We start from the raw sequence: 14,542 nt of genomic DNA on the forward strand, positions 1-14,542 counted from the left end.
TTACGCGCTTGCTCCAAAATAGGGCGTATCTTCTCAAACCGCTCACGGCTGATATCACTGGGGTAGGTTTTCCTTTTCATACCCACAGTATGCACTATCTATAAAAAATCGTGAACAGGTTCTTAGACATACCGCTTGCCTTGTTTTCGCCGCCAACACGGCCATCCTCATATAAAATGGTCGTATCCAAACCGGCCTGGTCTTCCAACAAGGCCATTATTCTTGTCAGCTTTCTATTGTGACCTCAATGCATACCAATTACCACTATTTTTTGCCCTGTGCCGCAGGTGTTGAACCTTATCTGGAGCAGGAGGTTGCTAAACTGGCTTCTGCTGCATCATGCACTGTGCGCCATGGTGGTGTGGCGGTACGCGGCCCCTGGGATCTGTGCATGCAGTTGAACCTGCACAGCCGCCTGGCACAGCGGGTATTGCTGCAGGTTGCCCACGCACGCTACCAAAGCGAACACGATGTATACAAAATCTCACGTGAAACGCCCTGGGAAAAATGGTTCAACACCACTTCCACATTCCGCATTGACGCCACCTCACGCAAAAGCCCCCTGCACAGCCTGAACTTTGCATTGCTGCGCGTGAAAGACGGGATTGCTGACCGTTTCCGTGACATGAGCGGTGAGCGGCCCAATGTCGATACCCGCCAGCCCGATGTACAGATTCTCACGCACTTTGATGAGCAGACCATCACGCTGTATATGGACACCTCCGGCGAACCGCTGTTTAAACGCGGCTGGCGCCAGAACCAGGGCGATGCCCCGCTCAAAGAAACACTGGCAGCCGCCATGCTGGTCGCCAGTGACTGGGCTTATCAGCAGGGTGAAGCACTGCTGGACCCATGCTGCGGCTCCGGCACCATTGCCATCGAGGCCGCACAAATTGCCTGTGGCATTGCACCCGGTTTGCAGCGCCGCTTTTCTTTTGAAAATCTGAAACCGCATAAACCTGCGGCATGGGCCCAGATCAAACAGCAGGCCCAGCAACAGGTTCACTCCCCTACTGCCGCTATTTTTGCCAGCGATGTTTCTTTCCGCATGGTTGACTTCGCGCGGCGCAATGCAGAACGCGCCGGGGTCACACACGCGATTGACTTCCATGGCGGTGACGCATTGCAGCGGCCTGCTCCGGTCGCCAAAGGCATGATGCTGATCAACCCGCCTTATGGAGAGCGTATCAGCCCACGTGGAAGCATCCACGCCAGAGCATCAGGGGCAGAAAGAAGGCCTTCTTCGATACCCACCTCACAAACTGCCGCTGACGATGACTTTTTCCCGTTACTTGCCAGCCACTGGAAACGTGCTTTTGATGGCTGGACCGCCTGGGTATTGACCCCAGACATGAAGCTGCCGCAACTGATGCGGCTGAAAGCCAGCCGCCGCATTCCCATGTGGAACGGCCCGATCGAATGCCGCCTGATGCGGTTTGACATTGTTGCCGGTTCTGCCCGTACCCCCAAGCCGTCAAAAGAAAACCCCGCTGCCGATTCCCATAACCACACCGACAACGCCCCGTCTGATTAAGCAGTTATAAAGACTTTATTTTCTACCTATACTCCATTCATGAAGTCTTTTAACTGGCACAACCCTTACCTTTCCGCCCGCACCCCGATCTTTGCCCGCAACATTGTCTCCACCTCGCATCCACTGGCAGCCCAGGCCGGGCTGCATATGATCAGACAGGGTGGTAATGCGGTGGATGCCGCCATTGCCACTGCGGCCTGCATGACCATTGTGGAGCCTGTCTCCAATGGTTTGGGAAGTGACTGTTTTGCCATCATATGGGATGGTCAGCAGCTGCACGGCCTCAATGCATCCGGCCCGGCACCAGCCGCATGGAACCCTGACTATTTCGCACGCCGCTACGGAACGGATGAACGCGGATTTGCGCAGCGCCCATTACGCGGCTGGGACACCGTCACCGTGCCCGGTGCAGTGGCAGGCTGGGTGGCTCTGCATGAAAAGTTTGGTCGCCTGCCGTTTGAACAGTTATTGATACCGGCCATCGACATGGCAGAAAAAGGTTATATCGTCCCGCCCATGGTTGCGCACAAGTGGGCCGCTGCCGCCAGAGAATTGCATGGACAACCCGGATTTGCACAGGCATTTCTGCCTGATGGCCGTGCACCCAACATTGGAGAACTGTTCCGGCTCCCTGCTGCAGCACAGACTTTGCGCCGGATTGTCCAGACCAGAGGCCGGGCATTCTACGAAGAAGACATTGCAGAAAAAATTGTGGCTTTCAGCCGTGCAGAAAATGCCGCGCTGAACCTGTATGACCTGGGAGACTACCGCCCGCAATGGGTCGCCCCGATCAAACAGCGCTTTCGTGATTATGAACTGTATGAAATCCCGCCCAACGGGCAAGGCATTGCCGCATTGATTGCGCTGGGCATTCTGAACCACTTTGACCTGCGCAACCTGCCGGTAGATTCTCCTGAATCACAGCACCTGCAAATTGAAGCCATGAAACTGGCTTTTACCGATGTTTATCAATATGTCGCTGACCCCGCCCGCATGGAAGTAACGCCTGAGCAAATGCTCAGCGAAGCTTATCTGGCCGAGCGTGCAAGCCAGATTGCACCGCACCGGGCAACCCAGTTTCAGGCCGGGCGCCCTTATGCCGGCGGCACCATTTACCTTGCCACCGGGGATGACAGCGGCATGATGGTGTCTTTCATCCAGTCCAACTATATGGGCTTTGGCTCTGGCGTGGTGGTGCCAGGTACCGGTATCAGTTTGCAAAACCGCGGCGTGGGATTTTCCATGGACCCGAAATCAGCCAATGCGGTGATGGGTGGCAAGCGCCCTTTCCACACCATTATTCCAGGGTTTCTGACCCAGAACGGGCAACCGGTCATGAGTTTCGGGGTGATGGGCGGCGACATGCAGCCCCAGGGGCATGTACAAACACTCGTACGCATGATTGATTATGACCAGCAGCCCCAGACCGCCTGTTGTGCACCACGCTGGAAAGTCAACCGGGATTACTCACTGGATATTGAACAGGGCGTACCACCAGACACCATTGAAGGGCTCAAGCGGCTCGGGCACCGCATGCTGTCTTTTGAAGACTCCTATATGGACTTTGGCGCCGGTCAGTTTATCTGGAAGCTATCCGGCTCAGATGCCGGGCTCGGTTATGTCGCTGCCAGTGACAGCCGGCGCGACGGACAGGCCGTCGGTTTTTAAGCAGCGCCTTTATCAGGCGTGCCCATTGATACCTTTATGCATGTATGAATCTACGCATCTATGCATCTGCCAGACTGATCACCAGTTTGCCCAGATGCCTGGCCTGCGCCAGATCTTCATACGCCTGCACGGCTTCATCAAAACGGTACACCTGGCTAATCACCGGCTGCAATTGATGTAAACACAGGGCCTGGTTCATGGCTTCAAACATGGCACGTGAGCCGACATGAATACCTTCAAGCGTCAGCCCCCGCTGCATAATGGCCGCCGGATTCACTTCCCCCTGCGTCAGCACACCAATCAAATGAATTGCGCCCCCCGGCCGGGTTGCGCGCACAGAACGTGCCAGGGTGCCAGCCCCTCCGACTTCCACCACATGATCCACACCGGCATGACAATGCTTCAGCACCTCCAGATGCCAGTCATGCAACTGCCGATAGTTAATGCATACATCTGCCCCAAGCTGATGCGCTGTGTCCAGCTTTTCATCGCTGGAAGAAATGAGAATGACACGTGCCCCCGCAAGTTTTGCAAATTGCAGCGCAAACATCGAAACCCCGCCCGTGCCCAATAACAGCACCGTCTGCCCTGGGCGCAATGTCTGCACACCGCCAAATAAAGCATGCCAGGCGGTTAATGCTGCACAAGGCAGGGTCGCGGCCTGCTCGTAACTTAAATAATCGGGAATGGCCACAACACCATCTTCATCAAACAAACGGTACTGCGCTAAAACACCGTCTATCGTTCCTCCCAATGCATAACGCGCATCCCTGGCGGTCATGGCACCCGCCTGCCATTTTTGAAAAAACAATCCGGCCACCCGCTCCCCAACCTTGACACGGCTGACATCATCCCCGACATCAACGACCTCCCCGACACCATCTGAAAGTGGAATCAGATTGTGCTGCTTGCCCGCAGGCAATCCGCCTTTGGCAACAATCAAATCACGGTAGTTCAACGAAGCTGCATGCATTTTGACCAAAACCTGGCCGCGCTGCGGGCGTGGAATATCTGCCTGGGCAAATGCCAGGCTTTCAGCCGTTCCGGTCCGGGGAAAATAGGCATATCTCATGAAACATCTCCTTTGTCCGCCACATTTTCAGACGTCTTTCAACAAATGAACTCTTTGCGGCCACAGTCAGGCCAGACAACACATGCAGTACGCGATAGGCATACTAACACCAACGGTGCCCAGACAGGTTCTGTAATCCCTATGTTACGCCTGCCGCTTCTTCTCCAGCCCCTAACAACTGCACAGCAAAATGATAAACTCTCGCCATATGTTGTGATGAAAACAGCATGACAACAGCAAAGGCAGCAATGCTTACCCGCTGACCTTTTCATTTGCCCTGGATGTCCCGTCATGAAAATTTTCTCGCAGATTTTTTCCCGCAACAGCAATTTGACACTGAGCAAGTGTGAAGTGGCACAAAAGCTATGCGAGAAAATGCGTGAAAGATACAAAAAAAATCGGTTCACCGTTATCAACCCCCACCAACCGGATGAGGTACGCATTGACATCACCGGTACCGACGGGCATACATTCTCCTGCTATGTTGACAGCCTGTATTCGACCTATCTGGGAGACCCCAGCCGGCTGGGAGAGTTCTGTGAAAACATGCTCACCACTGTAGACAGCCTGCTTTTAAATACCGATGAGGTACGCCCCCTGCTGTTGCCTGCCATCAAAAACCAGAGCTGGATTGAACGCGTTCAGCACACGCCACAGCAGGAAAAAGACTCCTCCTTTTTCCACACCACCAGCCAGCAGTATGGCCGGCAGTTGGCACACATTCCACTGGTTGCGGATCTGTCCATTGTTTTTGCGCTGGATACCCCGCACCATATGAGTTATGTCTTCAACGAACAACTGCATGACTTTTCTGCGACTGACGATATCCAGGAAGTTTATCAACAGGCGCTGGAAAACCTCAAAACGCATATTCCGGGCATGAAAATCAAAGCCTCTCCACTGGGCTATACCGTACATGTGGACTCCAACTATGATGCCAGCATGATTTTGCTGTATGACCAATGGAAAGAGCGCATTGCCTTAAGGGGCGACCCGGTGATTGCCATTGTCGCGCGTGGCACACTGATCATTGCCGACAGTGATAATGCAAAGCAGATTCATGATCTGCGCAAATTTGTTCAGGATATATTTCCCACCGTTGCCTACAGCCTGTCACCATTGCTGTTTACCATTAAGGATGAACAGTTAAGCATATTCAGCGCAGACACAGCACCCAGCTAACACATGCTTGAATGGTTGTTTTGCACGCCTTTTACGTGCCTTTTAACCGCGCCCGGTACTTAGGTACTTATACAACTCCCTGACGCCATGCAATCCGACCTTAGGCATGCACCTACTACCGGATAAGCTGAAAACGAGGGAGCGTTAACACGCCCTAAATGACCTGCGGGTCCACATCAATCGCCCAGCGCACCATGCCTCGCACGCGCACCTGATGCAACACACCGCGCCAGGCGTTCAGAAACTGCTGCAACGCCTGTCTGGAGCGCGACTCCAGCAACATCTGCGCATGCTCAATGCCGGCAACCCGCTGCATTGCCGCCGGAATCGGCGGATACAAGGTCAGGTAGTCAGCCAGTTGCATTGACTGAATGATCTCCTGTCCTTGCTGATGTATCTGGTTTAAAAACTCCTGCGCTGCTTCCTGCGTACGTGCCTGGGCTCGTACCAAAGCCTGGTGCATGAAAGGCGGCATGGCCGCCATTTCGCGCTCCTCGAGCATTGCCCGCGCAAACGCAGAAAAATCATATGTTTTCAGCGCTTTGAACAAAGGATGCTCCGGCTGCGTGGTCTGTATCCACAGTTCACTCTGCTCTGACAACCGTGCATCGCGACCAGCCCGGCCCGCGGCCTGCAACAGCAGCGAAAACAGACGCTCTCCGGCACGGAAGTCATTGGAGAACAATGCGGTATCCGGATTGACTGCTGCAACCAGTGTCACAAGTCGAAAATCATGTCCCTTGGCAATCATCTGCGTGCCCAGCAGCACGTCAACATCGCCGTCATGTACCTGCTTCAAATGCGCCACCAGCGATCCTGCATGGCGGGTGCTGTCCGCATCAATACGCAAAACCCGGGCGGCAGAGCCGTCAGGCCGCTGCAGCAATGCATTCAACTGCTCTTCCAGTCGCTCGGTTCCCCGGCCAATCGGCTGCAGATCAGGGTCTCCACACTGCGGACAGGCTTTCGGAACCGGTTCGGTAAAACCGCAATGATGGCAGCGCAGCGTCCGGTCGATCCGATGATAAACCCGCCATGCCGTGCAATAAGGGCATTGGCTTTGCCAGCCGCAGGACACACAGTGCAGCACAGGCGCATAACCACGCCTGTTGAGCAATACCAGGCTTTGTTCGCCACGCGCAATTCTCTGCTGCATGGCTTGCAGCAGTGCCGGCGCCAGAACCGTCTGCCGTGGTATCTGCCGCATATCCACCATGCGGACTTTGGGCATTCCCCCCTGGCCAATGCGCAGCGGCATTTCCAGCAGTTGATACTGCCCCTGCTGCGCATGGCGCCAGCTTTCCAATGAAGGGGTCGCCGAGCCCAGAATGACCGGGACTTTTTCGTGCCAGCCACGCCAGACAGCCAGGTCACGCGCAGACCAGCGCGCCCCTTCATATTGTTTATAGGAAGGATCATGCTCCTCGTCCACCACGATCAGGCTGAGCTGCGGGATAGACGCAAAAATCGCCATACGGGTTCCCAGCACAATGCGTGCACGCCCCGTATGCGCCAGCAACCAGGAGCGCAGACGCTGCGCCGCGGTCAGACCGCTGTGCATTGACACCATCTGTTCCTCGGGAAACCTCTGGGCAAAGCGTGCTTCCAGTTGTGGCGTCAGGTTAATTTCAGGCACCAGAATCAGCACCTGTGCCTGTGGGTTCTTAGCCAACGCCGCCTGCACCACACGCATATACACTTCCGTCTTGCCGCTGCCGGTAACCCCCTCCAGCAAAAAAACCGCCGCTTTTGCAGATGTGGCTTCGCTTTTCCCTTGCTGGGCAAGTGGCTCTGCTGCATACAAGGCCGGTGTAATCTGCTGCACCGCATTGTGCTGCTCATATGTGAGCTCCGGCAATGCAAGAGGTACCTCATTAACTTCGCCCTCCTGTTTACCCTGTAACCGCTTCAGCCTGCGCTGCAGTTGAACGGCATCCAGTTTACGCAGTTCCGGTGGTAATGCCTGCAGCGCAACCTCTCCTAAAGAGCGCTGATAATACTGCGCGGTAAAAGCAGTCAAGTCTCTCCATGCGCCAGACAAGGGCGGTATCTCATCCAGATACTGAATCACCGGCTTCAGTTCTATCGATTGCGATGACGTATTTACCGTTGACTCGGCAACGGAATCACGCACATTCCAGACAATGCCCAATACCTCTTTTTTACCCAAAGGTACACGAACCAGCCCCCCAGGGGCAAGGGCCAAATCACAAGCATAACTGAGCGCTCCTTCAACAGCACTGTGAGCAGGCAAATCAACAATGACATCTACGATGAAGGCTGCCATATCTTTCTATTCGTTCCCGGGTATTTTCACCTGACACTTCTATCTAAATCATGTCTGTTTTCAATAGCTTATCAGGCTGTGGATAACTTTGTGGAGAAACACAAGACAAAAAAGTCATTTCTAAACGACAATTTGAGCAGCATGGCCTTCATTATGATGACAAATATATTACACGTTTATTTTCAATGAGTTACAAGCCAATTCAGATGCATTGTCATATAAATGACTTGTATCTTCATATACACACCCCATGCGTGAATCTGTGTACAAGTCAAGCAATTCTCATAATTCAGAGATGCCCGAGTGGGTTAATCCACATGGTGGAACTGGCGCGAATAATTATGGACCTCATCCACCAGCGCAGCCACCGATTCGGGGGGGGTATGCTGGTTGATTCCATGCCCCAGATTGAACACATGACCGGCCCCGGCACCATGCAAATGCCCAAAGGAATCCAGAACCCGTCTGACCTCTGCGCGAACCGCTTTTTCAGATGCAAACAATACCGCAGGGTCCAAATTGCCCTGCAGGGCAACCTGCCCCCCCACACGCTGCCGGGCCTGTTGCAGATTCACCGTCCAATCCACCCCGACGGCATCAGCGCCACAGGCTGCAATATCTTCCAGCCACAGTCCCCCGCCTTTGGTAAACACAATCACGGGAACAGACTGTTTTTCATATTCACGATGCAAAGAGGCAACCACCTGCCGCACAGACGCCAAACTGAACTGCTGGTAAGCTCCATCGGCCAGTACGCCCCCCCAACTGTCAAAAATCATCACCGCCTGGGCACCGGCCTCAATCTGCGCGTTGAGATAGGCCGCCACGGCCTGGGCATTGACATCCAGAATCCGCTGCAACAGGTCAGGACGGGAGTACAGCATGTTCTTAACACGGTGATAATCAGAGGAACTGCCTCCTTCCACCATATAACAGGCCAGCGTCCAGGGACTGCCGGAAAAACCAATCAGAGGCACCGGCCGGCTCATTGACGCCAGCGCGGTACGGATCTGCCTAACCGCAGCAAAAACATAGTCCAGTTTGGCCATATCAGGCACCTGCAGTGCAGCCACCTCTTTTTCACTTTGAACCGGGTGGGCAAAACGCGGCCCTTCTCCCGGGGCAAAACTCAGCCCCAGCCCCATCGCGTCGGGCACCGTCAGAATATCCGAAAACAAAATAGCCGCATCCAGCCCGAAACGCTCCAGCGGCTGCAGCGTCACTTCGGTTGCCAGGTCCGGATTGGTTGCCAGCCCCATGAAACTTCCGGCTTTCTGGCGCGTGGCCAGATACTCCGGCAGATAACGCCCGGCTTGCCGCATCAGCCATACAGGCGTGTAGTCGGTGGCTTCACGGCGCAATGCACGCAAAAAAGTATCATCGTAACCAGACGGGAAGGCTGAATTCTGTTTTTCCATGGTGTCCTATTGTCGCAGCATGTCATCAACCGTGCACCTGTCAGAGAAAAAGCCGGCACGCATGAATAAAGGAGACCGTTTGCGGTAAACTTAGCTAAAATTTGATTCCCTACCCGCATTGGAGAGTACCAAATGGGCTTACTTGATTCTGTCATCAGTGCCGCTGCCAGCACTTTATTGAAAGACAACTCCGACTTGCAAAACAAACTCTCAGGCATGATCAGCCAGTTCTTTGACCAGGTTGGCGGCTTGCCCGGTCTGGTGCAGAAATTTCAGGCAAACGGCTTGAGCAAACTGATTGCATCCTGGGTCGGACAAGAGGATAACCTGCCGATTACCGAAGACCAGTTGCATCAGGTTATTGGAACCGACCTGATTAAAAACCTGGCAGAAAAATCTGGTGTTGACGCTGAACTGTTTGACACCCTGCTGGCCAAAGGCCTGCCCAAGCTGGTGAATGCCCTGACGCCGGAAGGCCAGACCCCCGAGCAGGTTACCCATATTGACCAGGACAAAATACAGGAACTCATCGGGAAAATCTTCTCCTGATCAGCTCAACTACTTACTGATTTCTGATACCCGCCTGAAACCAAGCGTTGCCTGACAACCTTGATTACAGGCGTTTATTTTTGTGACAGTAAACTTTTTACACATCCATCCCCCTGTTCTGCAACGCATGGGCATGAAGTGCAGCATGTCCGCGCACCTACCTGCTTGCCCTGCACAGGGACTCACACCCGCACAGGCGCAGTTCCTCACTGGTTATGGTTATGGTTATGCTTCTGCTGCCTGCCGGGCAAATACCTGCTTAGCCACATGAACCGCATTCAGAACCCTGGGAAACCCGGTATAAGGAATGCACTGCATAAATACTTCAATCACCTTCTCCCGGCTGATACCCACATTCAGTGCCGCCTGAATATGCACATCCAATTGGGCTTCACACCCTCCGGCGGTCAGCAGGCTGCTCAAGGTGATAATTTCCCGTTCCTCCAGCGTCAACAGAGGGCGCCTGTAAATATCACCAAATGCAAATTCAATGATGTAACGCCCCAGATCCGGCGCAACATGCTGCAATGATTGAATGACATGTTCCCCGGCCTGACCATCCACCTCAGCCAATCTGGCCAGACCATTTTCATAGCGCTTGTTATCCATTTCAAAACTCCCATTTGTATGAAGAATGGACAAACTGTAAAATGTAGAGTGAACTCTAAGTCAAGCACTTTTTATGGCTTCATCACCAAAATGACTTACTCTATTGGCGCCTTTTCCAGCAAAACCGGCATCAGTGCCTATACGCTGCGTTACTACGAAAAAGAACAATTGCTGCGCCCTGTACGCCAGCACAATGGCAGACGTGTCTATACCCAGCAGGATGTAGCCTGGGTTGAATTCATCAAACGCCTGAAAGATACAGGCATGCCGATCAAAAGCATACAGCGGTATGCGCAGTTGCGCGCACAGGGAGCATCGACTCTCAAACAAAGAATGCAAATGCTGCAAGAGCACCGTGCTCACATTCAGCAAACACTTCTTTCATGGCAGGCTCATATGGATAATCTGGACCATAAAATAGCGCTTTATCAGACAGAAATTCTGCAGCAAGGCAATGCCACCCATTCATCTTCCACCCGCTGACCAGAGGCGCCATACCTTGCCTTCAAGTTCAAGCACACCGTTGTTACCTGCACCGCCCTGGTGGCTGCGCGGTTCAGGCTCATGGGCCGGCCATGCACAGACTATCTGGACCGCCCTGTACGCCAAGCCCTGCTCAGGTACCCATCCAACTTATCGGCGCGAACGCTGGCTCACCCCGGATCAGGACTTCATCGACATTGACTGGCTCGATACAGACACAGACAACCCCAATACTGCCAACGCCGCCAATACCGCAAATAGCCACAGGCCGTTACTGGTTGCCTTTCATGGCCTGGAAGGCTCCTCTCAAAGCCACTATGCGCTCGCCATGGCAGATTGGTGTGCGCAACACAACTGGGACTATGCCGTGCCGCATTTCAGAAGCTGCTCTGGCGAAATCAACCGCGCCCCGCGTTTTTACCACATGGGAGACTACAGCGAAATTGACTGGATTTTGCAGCGTATGCGAAAGCGCCATCCTGGCCCTGTATTTGCCATGGGATCTTCGCTGGGAGGAAATGCCCTGGTGCGCTGGGCACAGGAGGCCCAAACGCAGGCACAGCAGACCGTTAACGCCATTGCCAGTGTTTGCACGCCGCTGGACCTGGTAGCCAATGCGGTGAACATGGATCGTGGGTTTTGCCGGTGGGCTTACACCGGCATGTTTTTGCGCAGCATGAAGAAAAAAGTGGTCATTAAACACAGACAATACCCCGGCCTGTTCGATATGCAAGCCACCTTACAAGCAAAATCATTTGCTGAATTTGATGCCGCATTTACCGCACCGGTACACGGTTTCAAAAGCAACCTTGACTACTGGACCCGCAGTTCGGTCAAATCCAGACTTGATCAAATCTGCATCCCTGCGCTCATTCTGAACACCCGTAACGACCCGTTTATTCCGCAAGACTGCCTGCCACAAGCCCTGCACAATAAATACCTGACCTGCTGGTTTCCCCAAAACGGTGGACACCTGGGTTTTACAAACGGACGCTTCCCTGGCCACATGCAGGCTTTTACACAAGCCATTGGCACATACTTCTCAGCACATCTGTAAAACAGATCAGCAGCACACAGCCGCACATCCCGTTTGCCTGCCCCCCATAAAGACCCCGGCAACTTAAAAACACAACAAGACTATTTTTTATACACTATGCACATGACAACACACACTATCGGCAAATGCATCTGGACTTTGGCTGTAGCAGGCACAATGCTGTGCGCTCATGCACAAACAAACGAAACAGAAACACAGAACTCCGCTGACACATACGGCCAGCATGTCATCGTGGTTCCTAACGGCCAGTCTTTCCCCGCTTTACAACAATACACCTATCCAGAAAACGACAGGTACGCGCCCTATTCCAGCACATCAGATATTCCAACTCATGCAGGCCTCGGCTGGATGGCGCTGACCTATCGCAATGACGTATGGGAACTGCACGAAACAGCCATCCAGATTAAAGAAGCTCCCCTGGAAGGCGAAGACGTCAACGGTGCCACCGTCGGCCACCTCATCTCAAGCACGACCGTGCCTGATGCCCTGGTGCTGCTGCGCGACCACAGCCTCATCGCCGGCCCGATTGAGGCTCCTGAAGTCGCAAGCTGGACGCCTCCGCGCAGCGACCCACCCCCGAACAACTTTCACGCCGTATTTGAATACGACATTGAAATGGCCGGCACCACGTACCGCCTGCAACTGGAGCGTTATGACAGCAGCAATGACGTTTATCCCAGCGACACCCTCACCATCACCAACCTGAGCACCGGCCAGACATCACCACCGCTCAACACATCCCCCGAAGACGAAACCACACGCAGCATCGCAGCGCTGTGGATCGCAGACCTTAACCGCGACGGCCGTCCTGACCTGATTGTGAAGTTTGACAGCTATAACGAAACCTATCTGTGCCTTTTCTTATCTGACAACCCGCCACCCGGCCACATGTTCAGACATGCCGGCTGCTATAGCGCATACGGCTGTTGATACCCGTAGACAAAACCATAGCAACTGGATTAGCCCTTTGACAGCAGGCCAATAAAAAAGCAGCCTTCAAGGCTGCTTAATAATTGGTTATCTGGTGCCGGTTGTCGGACTTGAACTGACGACCTTCCGCTTACAAGGCGGGTGCTCTACCAACTGAGCTAAACCGGCACTGGATTTTTAAAAAAGGTGATTATAGCCTATTTCACTATCCGCAGTGCAGGTTTTTTCGATTTACCCCCACTCTCGGGCGTTGTGGAAGGCGGCTCTGGTGGCTCGTCATCCGTGCTGGCTTCGTCTTCTATCAGATGCAGCGCCGGGGCGCTGTCGCGCCCGGCAATGCTGCCCTGCATGTCACGCTCTGAAAGCAGCACGCTGCCATCCACCATATCTGATAACGGCTCCCCGGCTATAACAGGTGGTGGAAATGCCATGCCCTGCCCGTTTTCCCGTGCATAGATAGCGATCACATGGTCTACCGGCACGATAATCTCGCGCACCACCCCGGCAAACCTGGCCTGAAAGCGAATGTAGTCATTGCCCATGTCCAGACCGGACGTGGCATCAAACCCGACATTGAGAACAATTTCACCATTGTTCACATATTCCAGCGGTACCTGCACGGTCTGGTCCACCACCACCGCAAGGTGAGGCGTGTATCCGTTATCGGTGCACCATTCATATATGGCACGAATCAGATAAGGGCGTGTAGAACTCGATTCCAACTGGCTCATACCCCGCTGCTCCGCGATGCTGTATCGGTATTATCCAAGTACATAGTGTCCCTTGCTTATTTGCGCATGACTTTTTCAGAAGGCGTCAGTGCTTCAATGAATGCCGGACGGGAGAAAATACGCTCCGCATATTTCAGCAGCGGTGCGGCATTTCTCGACAGGTCAATACCGTAATAGTCCAGACGCCACAGCAGTGGTGCAATGGAAACATCCAGCATGGAAAACTCTTCGCCCAGCATGTATTTGTTTTTCACAAATATCGGCGCCAGTTGTGTCAGTCTGTCACGGATCTGCGTGCGCGATGACTCCAGTGTTTTTTCGCCCGACTTGGATCCGTCACACCCTTCAATCAAGCTGACATGGGTAAACAGCTCTTTTTCAAAGTTCAGCAAAAACAAACGTACCCGAGCCCTCGCTACCGGATCGCCCGGCATCAACTGCGGATGGGGAAAGCGCTCATCAATATACTCGTTGATGATGTTGGATTCGTACAAGATCAGATCCCGCTCGACCAAAATCGGCACCTGCCCATAGGGATTCATCAATGCGATGTCTTCAGGCTTGTTGAACAGATCCACATCGCGTATTTCAAAATCCATGCCTTTTTCAAATAAAACAAAACGGCAACGATGTGAATAAGGGCAGGTTGTCCCTGAATAAAGCACCATCATAGTGGGGGCTCCAAATTAAGCGTTAAAGATGTAAAAACAGCGCAAAATCCACCGGATTTTTGCACAAGGCCTCTACCTTACTATTTTGTGGCACCCAATTTCAAGCCCCTGCCTCATTTTTGGGCAGAGAAAATGCTGTCTTCAGGACTGTCTTTTTGTTTGATATATGCAACAGCCTCATCTCTGGAGATTTTTACCCACTGTCCATTTTAGTCGTGTATTCGTTGAAATCAACCACGCCAGAGTAAAAATTTTTCCTCTCAAACCATTTGCTGCAATGCAAAAATTTTTGATTGTAAAAGCCCCCGCCTTCATGGGGAAACCCGCATTGGAACACGGTTTATGCAGTGC

At 53.3% G+C, this 14,542-nt stretch carries 13 protein-coding genes and 1 tRNA gene; 7 read left to right on the forward strand and 7 right to left on the reverse strand.

What is annotated here, in order from left to right; genetic code table 11:
* The first annotated feature begins 247 nt into the window (after positions 1-247).
* On the forward strand, positions 248-1,534 hold the full coding sequence (locus tag AACY98_RS08415; protein WP_339803996.1) for a THUMP domain-containing class I SAM-dependent RNA methyltransferase: 1,287 nt from the start codon (positions 248-250) through the stop codon (positions 1,532-1,534).
* 39 nt (positions 1,535-1,573) lie between these two features.
* Positions 1,574-3,202 (forward strand): gamma-glutamyltransferase family protein, encoded by a 1,629-nt coding sequence (locus AACY98_RS08420; RefSeq protein ID WP_339803999.1) that lies wholly within the window; start codon positions 1,574-1,576, stop codon positions 3,200-3,202.
* Positions 3,203-3,260: 58 nt separating this feature from the next.
* Here the strand turns inward: AACY98_RS08420 and AACY98_RS08425 are convergent, their stop codons facing one another.
* Complete coding sequence (locus AACY98_RS08425) at positions 3,261-4,274, reverse strand: zinc-dependent alcohol dehydrogenase family protein (RefSeq protein WP_339804001.1); 1,014 nt, start codon at positions 4,272-4,274, stop codon at positions 3,261-3,263.
* Positions 4,275-4,565: 291 nt separating this feature from the next.
* On the opposite strand from AACY98_RS08425, the gene AACY98_RS08430 reads away from it, so the two are divergent.
* Positions 4,566-5,456 (forward strand): DUF1444 family protein, encoded by an 891-nt coding sequence (locus AACY98_RS08430; RefSeq protein WP_339804004.1) that lies wholly within the window; start codon positions 4,566-4,568, stop codon positions 5,454-5,456.
* 154 nt (positions 5,457-5,610) lie between these two features.
* Here AACY98_RS08430 and priA read toward each other — a convergent pair whose 3' ends face one another.
* Both priA and hemE read right to left on the reverse strand, forming a co-directional pair.
* Positions 5,611-7,743: a replication restart helicase PriA gene (gene priA / locus AACY98_RS08435; RefSeq protein WP_339804007.1), complete on the reverse strand. Its 2,133-nt coding sequence runs from the start codon at positions 7,741-7,743 to the stop codon at positions 5,611-5,613.
* A gap of 308 nt (positions 7,744-8,051) precedes the next feature.
* Entirely contained in the window at positions 8,052-9,161 is a 1,110-nt protein-coding gene (gene hemE, locus AACY98_RS08440) for a uroporphyrinogen decarboxylase (protein WP_339804010.1), read from the reverse strand.
* Positions 9,162-9,293: 132 nt separating this feature from the next.
* On the opposite strand from hemE, the gene AACY98_RS08445 reads away from it, so the two are divergent.
* Positions 9,294-9,710 (forward strand): YidB family protein, encoded by a 417-nt coding sequence (locus AACY98_RS08445; RefSeq protein ID WP_126978952.1) that lies wholly within the window; start codon positions 9,294-9,296, stop codon positions 9,708-9,710.
* A gap of 225 nt (positions 9,711-9,935) precedes the next feature.
* Here the strand turns inward: AACY98_RS08445 and AACY98_RS08450 are convergent, their stop codons facing one another.
* A complete protein-coding gene (locus AACY98_RS08450) occupies positions 9,936-10,319 on the reverse strand; it encodes a carboxymuconolactone decarboxylase family protein (protein WP_339804015.1) in 384 nt (127 codons plus the stop codon).
* Positions 10,320-10,409: 90 nt separating this feature from the next.
* On the opposite strand from AACY98_RS08450, the gene AACY98_RS08455 reads away from it, so the two are divergent.
* From AACY98_RS08455 to AACY98_RS08465, 3 genes are all read left to right on the forward strand, one after another.
* Positions 10,410-10,802, forward strand: coding sequence for a MerR family transcriptional regulator (locus tag AACY98_RS08455; protein WP_339804018.1), 393 nt, complete (start codon positions 10,410-10,412; stop codon positions 10,800-10,802).
* A 16-nt stretch (positions 10,803-10,818) separates the two neighbouring features.
* Complete coding sequence (locus AACY98_RS08460; protein WP_339804021.1) at positions 10,819-11,859, forward strand: YheT family hydrolase; 1,041 nt, start codon at positions 10,819-10,821, stop codon at positions 11,857-11,859.
* Between the two features lie 102 nt (positions 11,860-11,961).
* On the forward strand, positions 11,962-12,789 hold the full coding sequence (locus tag AACY98_RS08465) for a hypothetical protein (protein WP_339804024.1): 828 nt from the start codon (positions 11,962-11,964) through the stop codon (positions 12,787-12,789).
* A gap of 92 nt (positions 12,790-12,881) precedes the next feature.
* On the opposite strand, the gene AACY98_RS08470 is transcribed toward AACY98_RS08465, so the two are convergent.
* The 3 genes from AACY98_RS08470 to AACY98_RS08480 form a co-directional block, all read right to left on the reverse strand.
* Positions 12,882-12,957: transfer RNA gene (locus AACY98_RS08470), tRNA-Thr, on the reverse strand.
* Positions 12,958-12,986: 29 nt separating this feature from the next.
* Positions 12,987-13,520, reverse strand: coding sequence for a ClpXP protease specificity-enhancing factor (locus AACY98_RS08475; protein WP_339804027.1), 534 nt, complete (start codon positions 13,518-13,520; stop codon positions 12,987-12,989).
* A gap of 56 nt (positions 13,521-13,576) precedes the next feature.
* Entirely contained in the window at positions 13,577-14,191 is a 615-nt protein-coding gene (locus AACY98_RS08480) for a glutathione S-transferase N-terminal domain-containing protein (protein WP_126978942.1), read from the reverse strand.
* Positions 14,192-14,542 lie beyond the last annotated feature (351 nt).

The organism is Saezia sanguinis, from assembly GCF_963921665.1.
GTDB classification, from domain to species: Bacteria; Pseudomonadota; Gammaproteobacteria; order Burkholderiales; family Burkholderiaceae_C; genus Saezia; species Saezia sanguinis.

Excerpts from the sequence above, each read along its gene's own strand:
- AACY98_RS08415 (WP_339803996.1), top strand. The coding sequence starts at position 248 with ATGCATACCAATTACCACTATTTTTTGCCCTGTGCCGCAGGTGTTGAA.
- AACY98_RS08420 (WP_339803999.1), top strand. The coding sequence starts at position 1,574 with ATGAAGTCTTTTAACTGGCACAACCCTTACCTTTCCGCCCGCACCCCG.
- AACY98_RS08425 (WP_339804001.1), bottom strand. The coding sequence starts at position 4,274 with ATGAGATATGCCTATTTTCCCCGGACCGGAACGGCTGAAAGCCTGGCA.
- AACY98_RS08430 (WP_339804004.1), top strand. The coding sequence starts at position 4,566 with ATGAAAATTTTCTCGCAGATTTTTTCCCGCAACAGCAATTTGACACTG.
- priA (WP_339804007.1), bottom strand. The coding sequence starts at position 7,743 with ATGGCAGCCTTCATCGTAGATGTCATTGTTGATTTGCCTGCTCACAGT.
- hemE (WP_339804010.1), bottom strand. The coding sequence starts at position 9,161 with ATGGAAAAACAGAATTCAGCCTTCCCGTCTGGTTACGATGATACTTTT.
- AACY98_RS08445 (WP_126978952.1), top strand. The coding sequence starts at position 9,294 with ATGGGCTTACTTGATTCTGTCATCAGTGCCGCTGCCAGCACTTTATTG.
- AACY98_RS08450 (WP_339804015.1), bottom strand. The coding sequence starts at position 10,319 with ATGGATAACAAGCGCTATGAAAATGGTCTGGCCAGATTGGCTGAGGTG.
- AACY98_RS08455 (WP_339804018.1), top strand. The coding sequence starts at position 10,410 with ATGACTTACTCTATTGGCGCCTTTTCCAGCAAAACCGGCATCAGTGCC.
- AACY98_RS08465 (WP_339804024.1), top strand. The coding sequence starts at position 11,962 with ATGACAACACACACTATCGGCAAATGCATCTGGACTTTGGCTGTAGCA.
- AACY98_RS08475 (WP_339804027.1), bottom strand. The coding sequence starts at position 13,520 with ATGAGCCAGTTGGAATCGAGTTCTACACGCCCTTATCTGATTCGTGCC.
- AACY98_RS08480 (WP_126978942.1), bottom strand. The coding sequence starts at position 14,191 with ATGATGGTGCTTTATTCAGGGACAACCTGCCCTTATTCACATCGTTGC.